The 13,593-nt window shown below is 67.9% G+C and carries 16 protein-coding genes and 2 pseudogenes; 4 read left to right on the top strand and 14 right to left on the bottom strand.

Features of this window, described 5'->3' with window-relative positions:
* Positions 1 to 67: 67 nt before the first annotated feature.
* Positions 68 to 244, bottom strand: a pseudogene (locus ACFUO4_RS22020) (TcmI family type II polyketide cyclase); the annotation flags it as partial.
* 154 nt (positions 245 to 398) lie between these two features.
* Between ACFUO4_RS22020 and ACFUO4_RS22015 the strand changes: the two are divergent.
* Positions 399 to 824: a nuclear transport factor 2 family protein gene (locus tag ACFUO4_RS22015; RefSeq protein ID WP_383487207.1), complete on the top strand. Its 426-nt coding sequence runs from the start codon at positions 399 to 401 to the stop codon at positions 822 to 824.
* Between the two features lie 79 nt (positions 825 to 903).
* Here ACFUO4_RS22015 and ACFUO4_RS22010 read toward each other — a convergent pair whose 3' ends face one another.
* The 7 genes from ACFUO4_RS22010 to ACFUO4_RS21980 form a co-directional block, all read right to left on the bottom strand.
* The gene (locus ACFUO4_RS22010; protein ID WP_383487204.1) at positions 904 to 1,098 is read right to left on the bottom strand and encodes a ferredoxin; all 195 of its coding nucleotides are present in this window, start codon (positions 1,096 to 1,098) and stop codon (positions 904 to 906) included.
* Between the two features lie 11 nt (positions 1,099 to 1,109).
* Positions 1,110 to 2,330, bottom strand: a complete 1,221-nt coding sequence (locus ACFUO4_RS22005) for a cytochrome P450 (RefSeq protein ID WP_383487201.1) — start codon at positions 2,328 to 2,330, stop codon at positions 1,110 to 1,112.
* A 100-nt stretch (positions 2,331 to 2,430) separates the two neighbouring features.
* Positions 2,431 to 3,240: a response regulator transcription factor gene (locus ACFUO4_RS22000; RefSeq protein ID WP_383487197.1), complete on the bottom strand. Its 810-nt coding sequence runs from the start codon at positions 3,238 to 3,240 to the stop codon at positions 2,431 to 2,433.
* A 30-nt stretch (positions 3,241 to 3,270) separates the two neighbouring features.
* Positions 3,271 to 3,699, bottom strand: coding sequence for a nuclear transport factor 2 family protein (locus ACFUO4_RS21995; protein ID WP_383487194.1), 429 nt, complete (start codon positions 3,697 to 3,699; stop codon positions 3,271 to 3,273).
* A 221-nt stretch (positions 3,700 to 3,920) separates the two neighbouring features.
* A complete protein-coding gene (locus tag ACFUO4_RS21990) occupies positions 3,921 to 4,439 on the bottom strand; it encodes a hypothetical protein (RefSeq protein WP_128112060.1) in 519 nt (172 codons plus the stop codon).
* 139 nt (positions 4,440 to 4,578) lie between these two features.
* Positions 4,579 to 5,226, bottom strand: a complete 648-nt coding sequence (locus tag ACFUO4_RS21985; RefSeq protein ID WP_179143315.1) for a TcmI family type II polyketide cyclase — start codon at positions 5,224 to 5,226, stop codon at positions 4,579 to 4,581.
* 59 nt (positions 5,227 to 5,285) lie between these two features.
* Positions 5,286 to 6,800, bottom strand: coding sequence for an MFS transporter (locus tag ACFUO4_RS21980; RefSeq protein WP_383487190.1), 1,515 nt, complete (start codon positions 6,798 to 6,800; stop codon positions 5,286 to 5,288).
* A gap of 356 nt (positions 6,801 to 7,156) precedes the next feature.
* On the opposite strand from ACFUO4_RS21980, the gene ACFUO4_RS21975 reads away from it, so the two are divergent.
* Positions 7,157 to 7,816 (top strand): TetR family transcriptional regulator, encoded by a 660-nt coding sequence (locus tag ACFUO4_RS21975; RefSeq protein ID WP_383487187.1) that lies wholly within the window; start codon positions 7,157 to 7,159, stop codon positions 7,814 to 7,816.
* On the opposite strand, the gene ACFUO4_RS21970 is transcribed toward ACFUO4_RS21975, so the two are convergent.
* The 5 genes from ACFUO4_RS21970 to ACFUO4_RS21950 form a co-directional block, all read right to left on the bottom strand.
* A complete protein-coding gene (locus ACFUO4_RS21970; protein ID WP_383487184.1) occupies positions 7,748 to 8,446 on the bottom strand; it encodes a response regulator transcription factor in 699 nt (232 codons plus the stop codon). The genes ACFUO4_RS21975 and ACFUO4_RS21970 overlap by 69 nt on opposite strands.
* 725 nt (positions 8,447 to 9,171) lie before the next feature.
* Complete coding sequence (locus ACFUO4_RS21965; RefSeq protein ID WP_383487181.1) at positions 9,172 to 10,653, bottom strand: ThiF family adenylyltransferase; 1,482 nt, start codon at positions 10,651 to 10,653, stop codon at positions 9,172 to 9,174.
* Entirely contained in the window at positions 10,643 to 11,143 is a 501-nt protein-coding gene (locus ACFUO4_RS21960; RefSeq protein WP_383487178.1) for a hypothetical protein, read from the bottom strand. The genes ACFUO4_RS21965 and ACFUO4_RS21960 overlap by 11 nt, the downstream gene beginning before the upstream one ends.
* Positions 11,140 to 11,583, bottom strand: a complete 444-nt coding sequence (locus ACFUO4_RS21955) for a hypothetical protein (RefSeq protein WP_383487175.1) — start codon at positions 11,581 to 11,583, stop codon at positions 11,140 to 11,142. The genes ACFUO4_RS21960 and ACFUO4_RS21955 overlap by 4 nt, the downstream gene beginning before the upstream one ends.
* 16 nt (positions 11,584 to 11,599) lie before the next feature.
* On the bottom strand, positions 11,600 to 11,863 hold the full coding sequence (locus ACFUO4_RS21950; protein ID WP_383487172.1) for a hypothetical protein: 264 nt from the start codon (positions 11,861 to 11,863) through the stop codon (positions 11,600 to 11,602).
* 137 nt (positions 11,864 to 12,000) lie between these two features.
* On the opposite strand from ACFUO4_RS21950, the gene ACFUO4_RS21945 reads away from it, so the two are divergent.
* Positions 12,001 to 12,534, top strand: coding sequence for a helix-turn-helix domain-containing protein (locus ACFUO4_RS21945; protein ID WP_383487169.1), 534 nt, complete (start codon positions 12,001 to 12,003; stop codon positions 12,532 to 12,534).
* Entirely contained in the window at positions 12,531 to 13,082 is a 552-nt protein-coding gene (locus ACFUO4_RS21940) for an ImmA/IrrE family metallo-endopeptidase (RefSeq protein ID WP_383487166.1), read from the top strand. Before ACFUO4_RS21945 ends, ACFUO4_RS21940 begins: the two co-directional genes overlap by 4 nt.
* 53 nt (positions 13,083 to 13,135) lie before the next feature.
* Here the strand turns inward: ACFUO4_RS21940 and ACFUO4_RS21935 are convergent.
* Positions 13,136 to 13,540: pseudogene (locus ACFUO4_RS21935) on the bottom strand (IS256 family transposase); the annotation flags it as partial.
* Positions 13,541 to 13,593 lie beyond the last annotated feature (53 nt).

Here is a 13,593-nt window from a genome sequence, read left to right as displayed (position 1 = left end):
GGTGGGCGACCGGCTGTCCGTGCCACTCGTAGAAGCAGGTCGCGAGCGCCTCCGAGGCGGTGAGGGCCGGTTCCTGGGGCTCGGCGTGGTCCTGCATCTGGACGTAGACGCCCTTGTACTCGAAGAGCTGGCGGCGCAGGAGATTTCGCGTGCCGGACGGTTCGGCGTCGGATTTCGCGAAGTCCGCGGCAATCTGTTCAGCGCTTCCGGGTTTGATCCGGGCCACTATGACACTGCTGTGCATATGTCCTTCTCCATAACGGGAAGCCGTTGATGAGTTCGAGTCTTCCGAGGCGCAATACAGGTTTCAATACGGGCAAGTTCAGGTCTTGTCAGAGGTTCGTCAGAAGATTTCAGGAAAGTGGCGCGGGCGTCTTTCGGTGCGCAGCATCACAGCCATGACAGATATCGAGGACTTCTTTCGACTCCAGACTCTGGTGGCCCGTTTCGCGCGTGCCGTCGATCTCCGCGACCACGAGGCGCTGTCCGCGCTGCTCGTCCCGGACGTGACCATGGAGCTGCTGCCGGACATCCGGATCGAGGGCCGAGCGGCACTGGCCGGCATGCTCCGGGACGACCTGGTGTGGGCGACCACCCTGCACACCGTGGCGAACGTGCTCCCCGAACTGCACGGCGACCGCGCGACCGTGCACGCGAACGTCACCGCCGTGCATGTGAGCCCGGGCGGCCCGGGCAAGCACTTCGACCTGGGCGCCCGTTACACCTTCACCGCCGTGCGCGAGGACGGGAGCTGGCTGCTGTCCCGGATCGGGATCGAGCCCGTGTGGACGACGGGCGACGACCACGGCATGCACGAGCACTGACCGTCGTACGCAAGCCGCGCCGGTCCCTGTGCCGAGGGCAGGGGAACCGGCGCGGCTTCTTCCGTGGGGGGCCGAGGGGTCAGTCCTGGGCGATGGACAGGGCTTTGGCGGGGCAGATGAAGACCGCCTTGTGGGCGGCGGCCTCGTCGGCGCCCCGCGGCCGCTCGATCAGGACCTTGACCAGCCCGTCGTCGTCCTGGTCGAAGAGCCTCGGATCGGTCCGTACGCACTGCCCCGCGCCGATGCAGCGGTCGTGGTCCTTCTCCAGTCGCATGGCGCTCTCCTTCACCAGGTCACGGGCAGTTCGTAGAGGCCGTAGACGAGGGCGTCGCTCTTGAAGTTCAGCTCCTCGGCGGGCACGGCGAGCCGGAGGTCCGGCAGCCTGCGGAACAGCGTGTCGAAGACGACCTGGAGCTCGACGCGGCCGAGGTTCTGGCCCAGGCACTGGTGGGGGCCGTAGCCGAAGGCCACGTGGTGCCGGGAGTCGCGGGAGAAGTCCAGCTCCTCCGGGTCGTCGAAGACGGCGGGGTCGCGGTTGGCGGCGAAGGTGGAGGCGATGACGGCCTCGCCCTTGCGTATGAGGACGCCGCCGATCTCGACGTCGTCCATCGCCAGCCGGTGCGCGCCGAAGTCCGGGATCGTGTAGAAGCGCAGGAGTTCGTCGACGGCCTTGGGGGTCTTCGCCGGGTCCGCCTTGATCTCGGCGAGCAGTTCCGGCCTGGTCAGCATCGAGAAGACACCGAGGTTGATCATGTTGGCGGTGGTCTCATGGCCGGCCAGCAGCACCAGCAGGCACAGGCTGGCGAGCTGGGGCCGGTCGATGCCCCCGTTCTGCCGCTGGAGCTCGATCTGGCGGCTGAGCAGGTCGTCGCCGGGGTTGGCGATCTTCTCCTCGACGAGCTTGTCCATGTACGCGCGCAGCCGGACGGAGATGTCGATGCGGCCCTGTTCGTCTGTGGTGCGGCGGAGCAGGACCTCGGCCAGCTCCATGAAGTACTCGTGCCCCTCGTAGGGCATGCCGAGGATCTCGGAGACCACCAGTGAGGGCACCGGCAGGGAGAAGACCTGGTTGAGGTCGACGGGCCGGGGCAGCTTCAGCATCTCGTCGATGAAGTGGTCGACGATCTCCTGGATGCGCGGCTTCATCGCGGCGACGCGGCGGACCGAGAACTCGCTGATGACGGGCCGCCGGGCCGCCGCGTGCTCCGCGCCGTCGAGGATGATCATGAAGGGTGCGTGCTTGGCGAGGGCCGCGTTCTGCCCGGGGACCACCACCGGGAAGTCCTTCTTACGGCGGTCCGAGCTGAGCCTGGGGTTCGACATCACGGCCCGCACGTCTTCGTACTTGGTGACCAGCCAGGCCTTTCCGCCGTCCGGGAGGACCACCTGGCTGACCGGCGCCTCCTCCCGGAATTTCGTGTAGACCGGCGGAATGGCGAAAGGGCACGTGCGCTGAATGGGAAAGCTGACGAGTTCACTGGTCTCGTCGATATCGATGTTCGTCATGTCACCCCTCGTTCGGAGTTTCCGCTTCCTGCGGTCCGACGATAACGAGGGAAATTACATGCACGGGTTCAGCGAACGTCAATTCGACGGCAATGTACTGTCAGCGCATGCTGCGGAGTTTGAAACCGACCCCGCGGACGGTGACGATCCATTCCGGTCCGCCGAGTTTGCTGCGCAGACTGCTGACATGGGTGTCGACCGTGCGGCGCGACCAGGACTCGCCCCACACCTTGCGCATGATGGACTCCCGCGAGATCACCTGCCCCGGGGCGCTGGCCAGCAGGGCGAGCAGATCGAACTCCTTGCGCGTGACCGGCACCGGCCGGCCGCCCATCTCGACCTCGCGCGAGTCGCTGTCGATCCGCAGCGGTCCGTGTTCCAGCACCGCTCCGCCGTCGGCGTCCGGGGCGGTGTGCGGGGTGCGGCGCGCGCGGCGCATCACGGCGTCCAGCCGGGCCATGAGCTCACGGATGCCGTAGGGCTTGATGACGTAGTCGTCGGCGCCGGCCTGCAACGCCAGTACACAGTCGAGTTCGGAGGCGCGTGAGGTGACGGTGATGACGGGGATGTCGCCGGCCACCCGGATCTCGCGGCAGACCTCGAGGCCGTCCAGGTCGGGCAGGTCGAGGTCGAGCAGGACGAGGTCGGCGGTGTCGAACCAGGCGAGCGCCTCGGCGCCGGAGTCGACGGCGTCGACATGATGGCCGTGGCGCTCGAGTGCCTCGGTGAGGGTCGCGCGGTCGGCCCTGCTGCCTTCGACGACCAGGATCCGCCAGGTGTCCGCGAGGTTCCGGACGGGCGCCGGCGATGAGGTCGCCGCACCGGCTCGGGCGCCGAAGGTCGCTCGGGCCGCGGTGCGGTGCTCGGTGTCGTGGGTTTCGAGTATCTCTGGTCGAGAACTCGCTTTCACTTGTGCTGATCGCATAAATGCCCACCCAACTCAGTCCGGCGGGTTGCCGGTCTTCCATATCAGGTCGAACGAAAGACGGGAAAGGCGCCAGCCCCGCTCGGTGCGCACCGCGTCGCCGGTGACACAGGTGCCCGACACATAGTGCGGTCGTATCTCGCCTTCCCGCTCGTGGTGCACATGCACGGACGTCATGTTGGCGCGGAGCGTCGCCCGGTCCCCGGAGACGCTCACGACCGACGGCGTGTTCAGATGGTGCGTTCCGGCCCACATGGCCAATGCTCGCCGGTGGTATTCGGCGAGTCCTTCGATGCCGGTGTGCCGACTGATCGGGAATTCGATGACCACGTCGTCGGAGAACAGCTCGGCGGTCCACTCGTCATCGAGTTTGTCGTAGTCGAGCCCGAGGACATAGCGATCGAGAAGTTCACCTATTTCAGCTTTTGACCATCTCGCGTCCACGATTCCACCCTCCAGCTTCCCCCTTGGTCACGCAAGCACAACCGTAGCCATGTGAGTGGCTTCACCACGGATCGATTCCTTCACGAAACCACAGGGGTTCGTTAATTTTCCTTGACGTTCTGCGGACATCGAAAAACGAACGTCCCCAGCGGTACCGGGCCCGGGCACAGCCAGCGTACACGAGTCGAAGTCACATCGGAATCAGAGTTGCTCTTTAATTCTTACGACTCCACATTCAGACTGGCTCGCATGATCTGGACGGTCGCGGGGTGATCATGTGCGGAGGGGACAACGGGCAGGTCACGCAGCAGTCGACGCAGCTTCCGGCTCTCCGCGGCGTCCGGGTGGGAGGAGCCGGCGAAGTGGACGGGGACGAGGTTCGGGTGGACCGTGGCGAGATCCCGCCTCCACACGTCGAGTACGTGCTCGGCGGCGGCATCGAGAGGGAAGACCAGGCGTCCGTGTCCGTCGCGCCGGCGCAGTTCGAGCCGGCCGGGCGTGCCGCGGACGAGGCGCAGACCGGGAGCGAGCCGGTGGACCAGGTAGCCGAGGAGGATCGGCTCCGCGTCCAGGTGCAGACAGGCCGGGCCCGCCGATGCGGCGCGGATGCCGAGGACACCCTCGTCCAGGGGCTCGACGTCCCGCGCGTACTCGGCGAGCGCCTCCCCCAACCGCTGCTCGATGCTCAACTGCCCGGCGCACACCGCCTCTTCGGCGGTTCGGCTCTGCTGTCCTGCCATCGGTCGCCTCACGCGTAATCGGCGTTTCTCTGCGGTGCTCCGCGCTTCTCGGAGGGTGGTCGTGCGGCCGGACCGGGCCGACATCGCCGTCCGGTCCGGCCCGGTCGCCGCCGCTGTCAGCGGCTCTTCGCGTGGTGCGTCAGGACGCCTCCCATCCGTAGAAGCGGATCGCGTGTCCGTCGGGCGTCGGCTCCTGCGGGGCGAGGCGCGGCAGTTCCCGGAGCACATGGCCGAACCAGATGTCCGTCGCGGCCTTCTGCGCGATGTCCGCGTCGTCGCGGCCGGCGTGGTCCTGGATGTGGATGCACAGGTCCTTGAAGACGAACAGCTGGCGTCGGCGGATGCCCATCAGCTGCGCGGTGGCGTCGAAGTCCCGGAAGATCCCGGTGACTTCGGGAATGGCGTCGGCCTCCATCCGGGCGAGGGTGACGGTGGTCTCCGTCGGCCCGGGCCTCCCCTCCGGCTCCGCCTCCCAGGCGTAGAAGCAGGAAGCCGCGGAGTCGGCCGGGGAGTTCCAGGTCTCGGGCTCGTACGGCGTCACGAACGGCTGGAGGTCGACCGAGAGCCTGGCCATGCGCGGGTCGGACTTGACCTTCTCCAGCGCGGCCTGGTCGGACTTCTCGACGAAGTCGTACAGGTGGACCTGCACACCGTGGTGAATGAACAGCTGGCGGCGGTGCAGTCCGATCAGCCCCGGGATCTCCGTGCTGTCGAACTCCGCGAACAGCTTCGACACCTCGGGGATCGCGTCCCGGTCCATCTTCGAGACGGTAACCATGCTGCGCATGTGCATCACTTCCTCGTGGGAGAGTCTCGGTTTGCGGTGGGTTCGGTGACGCTGCTGCGCTAGGCGACCGGCGCGGTCTCCGACTTGGGCAGCTTGGCCTCGGATTCCGCCGGGCGGCTCTTGGTGGCGACCGCCGAGAGCAGCAGGCCGACGACCGCGATGGCGGCACAGACGACCAGCAGCAGGTCCATGCCGCTGAGGAACGCGGTCTGGACGTCATGGAGCATCGAGTGGTCGCCGAGTTTGTCGGCGACGGCCACTCCTGAACCGACGCCGTCGGAGATCGGCTCACGGTCGAGCGGGCCGAGTTCGGAGTGGTACCGGGTGGACAGCACGGTGCCGAGCACGGCCACACCGGTGGTGCCGGCGGCCTGGCGCAGCGCCGACAGCAGCGCCGATCCGGCGCCGGCCCGCTCGGGGGTGAGCGCGCCCACGGCCAGGGACATGGAGGTGGGCAGTACCAGGCCGATCCCGAGGCCGACGACGACCATCCAGGTGGCGACATAGCCGTACGAGGTGTCGATGCCGGTCATCGCACCGAGCCCCATGCCGAGCGCGAGGGCCCCGAAGCCGAGCATCAGCGTCAGCTTGAGACCGATCTTGTCGCTCAGGCCCTCCAGGAAGTTGGAGGCCACCAGCAGACCGCCGATCATCGGCAGCATCCGCAGACCGCTGCCGAGCGAGTCGACGCCGAGGACCGACTGGAAGTACAGCGGGATGGTGAAGAACAGCCCGAACATCGCGAAGGCGTTGATCAGCTGGAGGAATGTCCCCATGCGGAATCCGCGGTCGCCGAAGAGGCTGAGGTCGGCGAGGGCGTGCTCCCGGGTGCGCTCCCAGGCGACGAAGCCGATGATCAGCAGCAGGCCCGCGCCGAAGGTCGCCCAGGCGATGCCGTCGCCCCAGCCCTCGTCGCCGAAGCGGATCAGGCCGTAGGTCAGTCCGACCAGCCCGGCCGCCGAGAGCAGCACGCTGACCGGGTCGATGGGCCGGCGGGTCTGGCTGCGCGTCTCCGGCACCAGCAGGCCCACCGCGAACGCCCCGATGATGACCGTCGGGATGTTCACCAGGAACACCGAGCCCCACCAGAAGTGGTCCAGCAGCAGTCCGCCGACGATCGGGCCGAGCGGCATGCCGAGGGTGACCGCGGTGATCCACACGGTGGTGGCGCGGCCGCGCTCCGCCGGGTCCGGGAAGAGCACCGGGATCATCCCCATCGACAGGGACATCAGCACCGAGGCCGCGACCCCGAGCAGCACCCGCGCCATGATCAGCTCGCTCGACGACGAGGCGAACGCGCACCAGACCGAGGCGCCGCCGAACAGCACCAGCGCCCCGAACACGAACTTCTTCCGCCCGAACCGGTCCCCGAGCGCACCGGCGGGCAGCATCACGCCCGCCAGCGTCAGCGTGTACGCCGTGCTGAACCACTGCAGCGCCGCGGTGCCGGCGTGCAGATCACGGGCGAGCGTGGGCAGGGCGATGTTGAGCACCGTCATGTCGAGCCCCACGGTCAGCATCGCGAGTGCGAGTGCGCCGAGGGCCAGCCAACGACGCGTTGCGGTGACTTCCATGAGCTCCCCTCAAATTTTCGAAGTAACTACGAGTTCAAAGTAGATACGACATTCGCGAACGTGTCAATACCGATGCGCTCAGCTTCCGTACTCACTCGCGGATATGCCTCGACAAGGCAGCGTCTTTGCAGGTCAGAGAGGATGCGAGGGGGAAGTCGAGGCTCCCTGCCGCGGGCATGGTGGGCCTCGGGAAATGGGGACAAAACACCCGCTACAGCCGTCGAGGCGCGCCTCCGACCAGCCTCTTCTCGCTGACGATCACAGACAGACCGCGGCCCGGCCCTGTACGCTCACTCAGCGGATCGGCGCCCCTGATGCCGCGCCGAGTACGACGGTCGTTGCGAGAGGGTGCCGGAGTGGCGGGACTGCGAGAACGGAAGAAGGCGCAGACGCGTAAGCGCCTGGCGGACACCGCGTTCACCCTGTTCCGCGAGCGCGGATTCGAGAACGTGACCGTCGCGGAGATCGCGGACGCCGCGGAAGTGGCGGTGAGCACGCTGTTCGCGTACTTCCCGTGCAAGGAGGCGCTGGTCTTCGACGCCGAGGACGAGTACGAACGCGCGCTGACGGCGGCGGTCCGCGACCGCGCGCCCGGGACGTCGATGCTGGACGCACTGGAGGCACATCTGGTGCCCGCGGCGCAGCCCGCACCCGACGGCCCGTCCGGCGAGGACTTCGTCGAACTGGTCAAGTCCACACCGGCGTTGCTGGAGTACGCCGGCCGGGTGCGGCGGCACTGGGAGGCGAGCCTCGCAGCCACCCTCGCCGAGGAGGCCGGGGTCCCGGAGGGCGACCTGCTGACGACGACGCTCGCCCGTTTCGTGCTGGAGGCCAACTTCCTCGCCACGTACGGCGATCACTCGCCGGAGGACCTGAAGGCCGTCTTCGACCGGCTGCGCCACGGCTGGGCGGACTTCGGCACCAGCACGGGGCAGCCGGTGCGGGAATCAGGCCTTGGCGAGCATGAAGCCGACGCCCCGAACCGAGACGATCAGGCCACGGTCACCCAGCTTTGAGCGAAGATTGCTGATATGTGTGTCGACGGTGCGCTGGGACCAGGAACTCCCCCACACCGCGCTGACGATCTCCTCGCGTGAGATCACCTTTCCGGGATTCCGGGCGAGCAGCAGAAGCAATTCGAATTCCTTGCGGGTCAGCCGCGGAGAACGTCCGCCGTATTTCACTTCCCGCTTCTGCACGTCGATGCTGAGCCGCCCCCTTTCCAGCAGCGGCGGCGCCTGCCTGCAGGAGGAGGCGCGCCGCATGACGGCGCCGATCCGTGCCATGAGCTCGCGCAGTCCGTACGGCCGCGCCAGATAGTCGTCGCCGCCGGCCCGCAGGGCCAGCACGGTGTCCAGTTCCGAGGCGGCGGCGCCGATGAAGATGACGGGTGTGTCGGTGCCGGACCGGAGCAGACGGCAGACATGCAGCCCGTCCAGGTCCCGCAGCTTCATACCGAGCAGGACGAGGTCGTGGTCGCCGGCGCGGTCCAGTGCCTCCTGGCCGGTTTCCACGGCCACGACGTCCTGCCCGCTGCGAGACAGGTCGGCCACGAGCATCTCCCTGCTCGCCGCATCGCTCTCCACGACGAGGATCGCCCACGGGCCCACCTCCCCGGACTTCTGTTCCGGCAGCGCGGACGACACCGCTAAAGGCGAGCCCATAGAAATCTCCCCCAAAATCTCCGCAGGTCTGACTCGGTAAGCCTAGCCTCACATGTGCGCGCAGCCGCTTCAACGGTTTTCCGGCCGCTCACAGAAAGCGCAACACCGCCTTAACGGCCCCCTGCCCACAACAAAGAGCAGCCTAAGGGAAGTTAAAGAAACGATTTAGAGGACAAAGGGCAGGGAAAGCGCGCGACATTTTCCGGACACCCCGATTCCGGAAGAGCGGAACATGAAAAGGAATGCGCCCGGAACCAGCACCGGCGACAGGCGCCTCGCCACACCGAGCTGGTCGACGGATGCTCACCGTCGCTCTCATGGAGCAGACGCCCGGCGATGTCAGGACACGGCGCCCCTGTCGTGCACGCCGAAGGGGCCCGGCTCTCGAGAGCCGGGCCCCTTCGGGTGATCACACGTTGAAGCGGAACTCGACCACAAGGCTTTGACCTGCGGAAATGCGGGCGCATCCCAGCACCATCCCAGCACGGGATGTGCGACAAAGTACGAGAAGATCCAGGGGTGCCAAGAGTACACATCAGCCGCCGCACCGATGCAGGCCGCGCATCATTCTGATGCCGGGTATCTCCCGCAGAGCAACCGTGCAAAGGCGTGGCGTTCGCTGCGCGCTAGCTTCCGGGCACAGTCAACTCCGGACAGAGAAACGGCATGTCCTTACGCCACGCCTTTCGACCGGCAGCGGCGAGGTGTCAACGGCGGATGCGTCGGGCTTCTCGGATGAGGTTGATCAGAGCAGCGTCCTTCTGGCACACGCACCCGGGGATGGGAAGCCGGTGGTCGATCATCTGGTCGGGCCGGGGGCCGAAGCGGATGTCGTACTCGATGCGTCGTGGAGGCCCGCTGACCAGGCCCGTGCTGCGTGCGATCCAGGCGCCGACGACCAGGCAGGCGGCCTGCTGGGCCACGAACGCGGCCGAAGGACGGAACCCGTCGTCCGTTCCACCGGTTAGCTCAGCCGAGTTGATCAGCCCGCACACCGGCCGTCCGAGGAACTGCCCGACCAGCTCCCGCTGTTGATTGTCCAGGCCTTCCAGGTCCCGTTCGGTCAGCGGCTCCTGCCCGCGGGCGATTCGGGATAGCGGGAGCCCGGTCAGTTCATGCAGTCGCTGCTCCGCGCTCTTCCCGGTCTGGTAGGCCTTGAAGTAGCAGCGCAGGCAGGGTCCGGTGGGCAGTGCCTCGTGCAGGGCGACAGTGGTGCCGACCGGGCCACCGGTGCTGCCGTCCAGTGTGAGATCGGCCTGCAGCCGCTGCAGGTCGTGCCGGGCCTCGACGCTGTCCAGTCCGCCGAGGACGATCCGGGGCCACGGCAGGGTGCCCGCATCGACGGCCTCGATGGAAGCCTGGATCGTCCCGTGCAACGGGGTCACCTCGATCCGCCGTAGGCGTGCGTCGATCAACCGCACCTTCGGCAGGCCCGCAGCCGCGTCGGCCAGGGTACCGATGCTGTACGAGGTGACGTTCGGTTTCTCGAAGACCTCCCTGTCCACCACGGTCAACTCGCCGGAGACCTGCAGCAGGTCCAGGACCAGGGCGATGCCGGTGCCGATCGCGCCGCCCCCGCCCAGCAGCACCTGCTCCAGCGCAGGCAGCGGGGCGCCGACGATCCCGGGTTGCTCACCGGGGAGGACGGGGCAGAAGTCCACCACCGGGGTCACCTGGAACTTCCCCTCCGGCAGCCCGGCAACGACCTTGAACGCCTCACCGGCCAGCATCGCCGCAGTGAGGACCGCGCCCAGCCCGGTGCCGGGCGCGTTGAGCCGGGGGAAAGGATGACCGGTGTGCCGCAGACGGACCCCGTGCCCGTCCGGCGCACCGGCCACCGCAGTACCCAGCGGTGGTGCGGTTCCCACGTGCAGATGCAGCGGCGCCTTACCCTGGGCCTCGCCGATGCCAAGCGGCCGGTCCGGATCGATCCCGGTCGCCGTTTCCACCAGCCTGCGGATGAGTTCGTCCTCGAGCCGTCCCGGTCCGCGGCCGGGGCCCAGACTCAGCCGGACCGGCCACCGTCGTAGGTCCGCCACCAGTACTTCGAGAGTCTCGGCGGCCGCGGGCAGGCGCCCGTCCGCGGTCAGGTGGATGGGGATGCCCTCCATCCGCTCCCGCACGGTGGTCTCTTCCACGCCGGCGGCCAGGCCGCCCAGGCGGACGCTGCGGCTGTAGTCAGTACTCACGGACACCCTCCTCGTCGAACACCACCGTGCGCACCGGGGGAAGCGCCGGGTCGACAACCGGAGTGGTGCAGGGCACCCAGTCCTGCTCGAAACGCCACCACCCCCACGACTCCGGGTCGGCGGGCGGCGCCGCATAGGTCGGGACGACAGCGCTGACGAACCCCGGCACCCGCAACGAGTACGCGCGGTCGGTCCGCGACAGGAAAGCCTCCTCGGGGTGCGAGTGGATCATCGCCCGCACCCGGTAGGACCGTTCCTCGGCGAAGGTGAACAGCCGGTCGTACGCGACCGCGCTCACCGTGAACAGACCCGGACCCCGCACGATCCCTGCCGCCCCGGCCACCGCCACGACCAGCACGTGCTTGTGCGACTGCCCCGTCAGCAGCAGCGCGCCGGTCTCCTGGTCGGCCAGCCCGTGGCGCTGAATCTCCTGGAGTACCGGGTCGACCGCGCCAGCCGGCAGCACCAGCTTCCTCGTGTCGGTGGTCATCCGGCACGCCTCCCGTCAACGCGATCGATATCGTCCTGCACGTTCTCCACCACGTACAGGAAGGGATTGCCGGTGCGCCGCCAGGAGTGCGGCCCGCTGCTCCACTCGGGGTGGAGCCTCTGGCCTTCGGCTGTGAACGGCTTGCACACGTCGTTGGAGCCGTAGCGGTAGCCATTCGCTTCCGGCCAGGCACTGGGCGCTCCGACTCCGGATGCGCCGATCGACTCGACGAAGACGAGGGAGGGCGGCCGGTCGGGGTAGACCGTCCACTCGATCCTGGCGATGAACGCTGCGCGCTCACCGTTGTTCGGTTTCACCTCGGCCCAGAACAGGCCATCGGGGTCCTGGTCGCGGTGGTGGAGGCGGCCGGCGGTCGAGGAGAGGAACTCCTCGACCGCCGGGACGTCGCCCGCCAGCCGCAGACGGCTCTCGAGATCCACGACTGACTACCGGGCTCTAGCCGTTGGTGGTCTCGGTGCGCAGCTTCAGGTGCAGGGCCTTGGCGTGCCCAGACAGCTCGCCCACCGTTGCCTCGGGCGGGACCTCGTGCCCGTCATGGAACAGGTAGTAGCGGGTGGTGCCGTCGCTGGCGAAGCCGAAGGCGGTGAGGGCGTCGGACAGGACGCTCGTGGCGGTCACCTGCGGGGCGTAGTCGTGCTGGTACGGGTGCTCGGCAAGCGCGGAGGTCACCGTGATCTTGATCTCGTGGGGCTGGGGCATACCGATCTCCTGGGTCGTTCGAGGGTGGTTCGGGGGCACCCTGCTGATTCAGCAAAGCGTCAGTGAGTCCACTGTGATCCTCTCGGGCCGATGCAGTCAAGCTTCATCGCCGCATTGCTGCGCGCTACGCTGCCCGTATGAGCCCCGACCGGAGCCAGCTCCCCCTCCCGGACCCCGAAACGACCGGACCGGACGCCGTCGAACAGTTCGACATCGCCGAACTCGGACGCCTCCTGAAGGAACACCGCGGCCCCCTCTCCCTCCGGCAGGCCGCCACCGAAGCAGGCGTCAGCTTCAGCACCCTCACCCGGGTCGAAGCCGGCGCCCAGCCCGACCTCGCCACCTTCACCCGCCTCTGCGCCTGGCTCGGCGTCTCCCCGAGCCGCTTCTTCACCCCGACCGCCACCCGCCAGATCTCGCCCCTCGACCAGGCCATCACCCACCTCCACGCAGACCCCCGGCTCACCGACGACGCGGCGAACAAGATCAGCTCTGTTCTGCGCGACCTCTACGACGCCCTCGCGAAGGAGGCGGTCCCCGCCGTACCCGCCCTTGCCTGCCACCTCCGGGCTGCCTCGGTGCTGCGTCCTGGCGTCCCCCAGCGGCTCGCCGACCTGCTCACCGACATGAACACCGAACTCGAACGACTCGTCGAAGCAGGCGAACTGTGACCCTCCCCCGAGGCTTCAAGGCCAACGCCGAACGAGAAGCCCTCCGACTGCGACGCGAACTCCACCTCAGCGACACCGATGCCCTGAACGTCGACGACCTCGCCGACCACCTCAAGGTCAAGATCGTCAGCGCCGAGAAGCTCGTCAGCCGCACCCGCCTCGAAGAACTCGAACGGGTCCAGGCGTACGCCTTCTCCGCCGCGACCTTCCAGGTCTCCGGCAGGAACATCGTCGTCACCAACCCGCTCCGAACAGCGGGTCGCAGGGCCAGCGACGTGGCCCACGAGCTCTCCCACCTCGTCCTGAAGCATGACCTCACCGAGATCCGCGAAGTCAACGGCATGCCCTTTCGGACCTGCCGCCCCGACGAGGAAGAACAAGCCACCGCCTTCGGCGGAACCCTCATGCTTCCCCGCCCCCTGCTGCTCGGCGCAGTCCGCCGCCAGTGGGGGCCAGCGCAGATCGCCGAGCACTACGGCGTGACCGAGGAGATGGCCCGGTACCGGTACAACACCACTGGGGTGGCCAAACAGGTCCGAGGCCGCTGACGGCGCTGTCGGTCTGCCGCTTACCGCCGGGGGTTGCGCGGGGCGGGCACGTCCCGCAGCACATCCGCCCACGACTCGCTCGACTCGCGCAGGCCCTCGGCCAGCGCGATCAGCTCCTTGGAGCCGTCCAGGCGCATCAGCACCAGCACGCAAGGTCCGCCTGGCCCAGGCGGACCTTGAAACACACAGGATCGGCTCATACGGAGACGTAGTCGGCCGGCGACAGGTCGCGGGTCTGCAAGGCAGCATGGTCATCGCCCCACGACAACCGAGGCACTGCTCCAACGCGGGCACGAAGTCTCCGAACTGCAGGCCGTGCAGATAAAGCAGCGGCAGGACGCCGGGATCTTCGGCAACTTGCGGCAACTCAGCGGCAGAATCTTCGAGGAGATCCGCTTACGCTCGCCGGTGGTGGCATCGACGCGTTTGTCGTTCACCCGCGGCGCGGCGACTTCCACCAGCCGCACCCACACCTGGCAAGCCGCCAGCAACGTACTGGCCGGCTACTGCG

Source organism: Streptomyces sp. NPDC057280 (assembly GCF_042668605.1).
GTDB lineage: Bacteria > Actinomycetota > Actinomycetes > Streptomycetales > Streptomycetaceae > Streptomyces.
This window is presented reverse-complemented; position numbering and strand designations above follow the sequence as displayed.

What these genes read in the sequence shown, in the direction of transcription:
- ACFUO4_RS21985 (WP_179143315.1), bottom strand. Translation starts at nt 5,226, where the DNA reads ATGCGCAGCATGGTTACCGTCTCGAAGATGGACCGGGACGCGATCCCC.
- ACFUO4_RS22015 (WP_383487207.1), top strand. Translation starts at nt 399, where the DNA reads ATGACAGATATCGAGGACTTCTTTCGACTCCAGACTCTGGTGGCCCGT.
- ACFUO4_RS21960 (WP_383487178.1), bottom strand. Translation starts at nt 11,143, where the DNA reads ATGACCACCGACACGAGGAAGCTGGTGCTGCCGGCTGGCGCGGTCGAC.
- ACFUO4_RS21950 (WP_383487172.1), bottom strand. Translation starts at nt 11,863, where the DNA reads ATGCCCCAGCCCCACGAGATCAAGATCACGGTGACCTCCGCGCTTGCC.
- ACFUO4_RS21945 (WP_383487169.1), top strand. Translation starts at nt 12,001, where the DNA reads ATGAGCCCCGACCGGAGCCAGCTCCCCCTCCCGGACCCCGAAACGACC.
- ACFUO4_RS22005 (WP_383487201.1), bottom strand. Translation starts at nt 2,330, where the DNA reads ATGACGAACATCGATATCGACGAGACCAGTGAACTCGTCAGCTTTCCC.
- ACFUO4_RS21990 (WP_128112060.1), bottom strand. Translation starts at nt 4,439, where the DNA reads ATGGCAGGACAGCAGAGCCGAACCGCCGAAGAGGCGGTGTGCGCCGGG.
- ACFUO4_RS22010 (WP_383487204.1), bottom strand. Translation starts at nt 1,098, where the DNA reads ATGCGACTGGAGAAGGACCACGACCGCTGCATCGGCGCGGGGCAGTGC.
- ACFUO4_RS21980 (WP_383487190.1), bottom strand. Translation starts at nt 6,800, where the DNA reads ATGGAAGTCACCGCAACGCGTCGTTGGCTGGCCCTCGGCGCACTCGCA.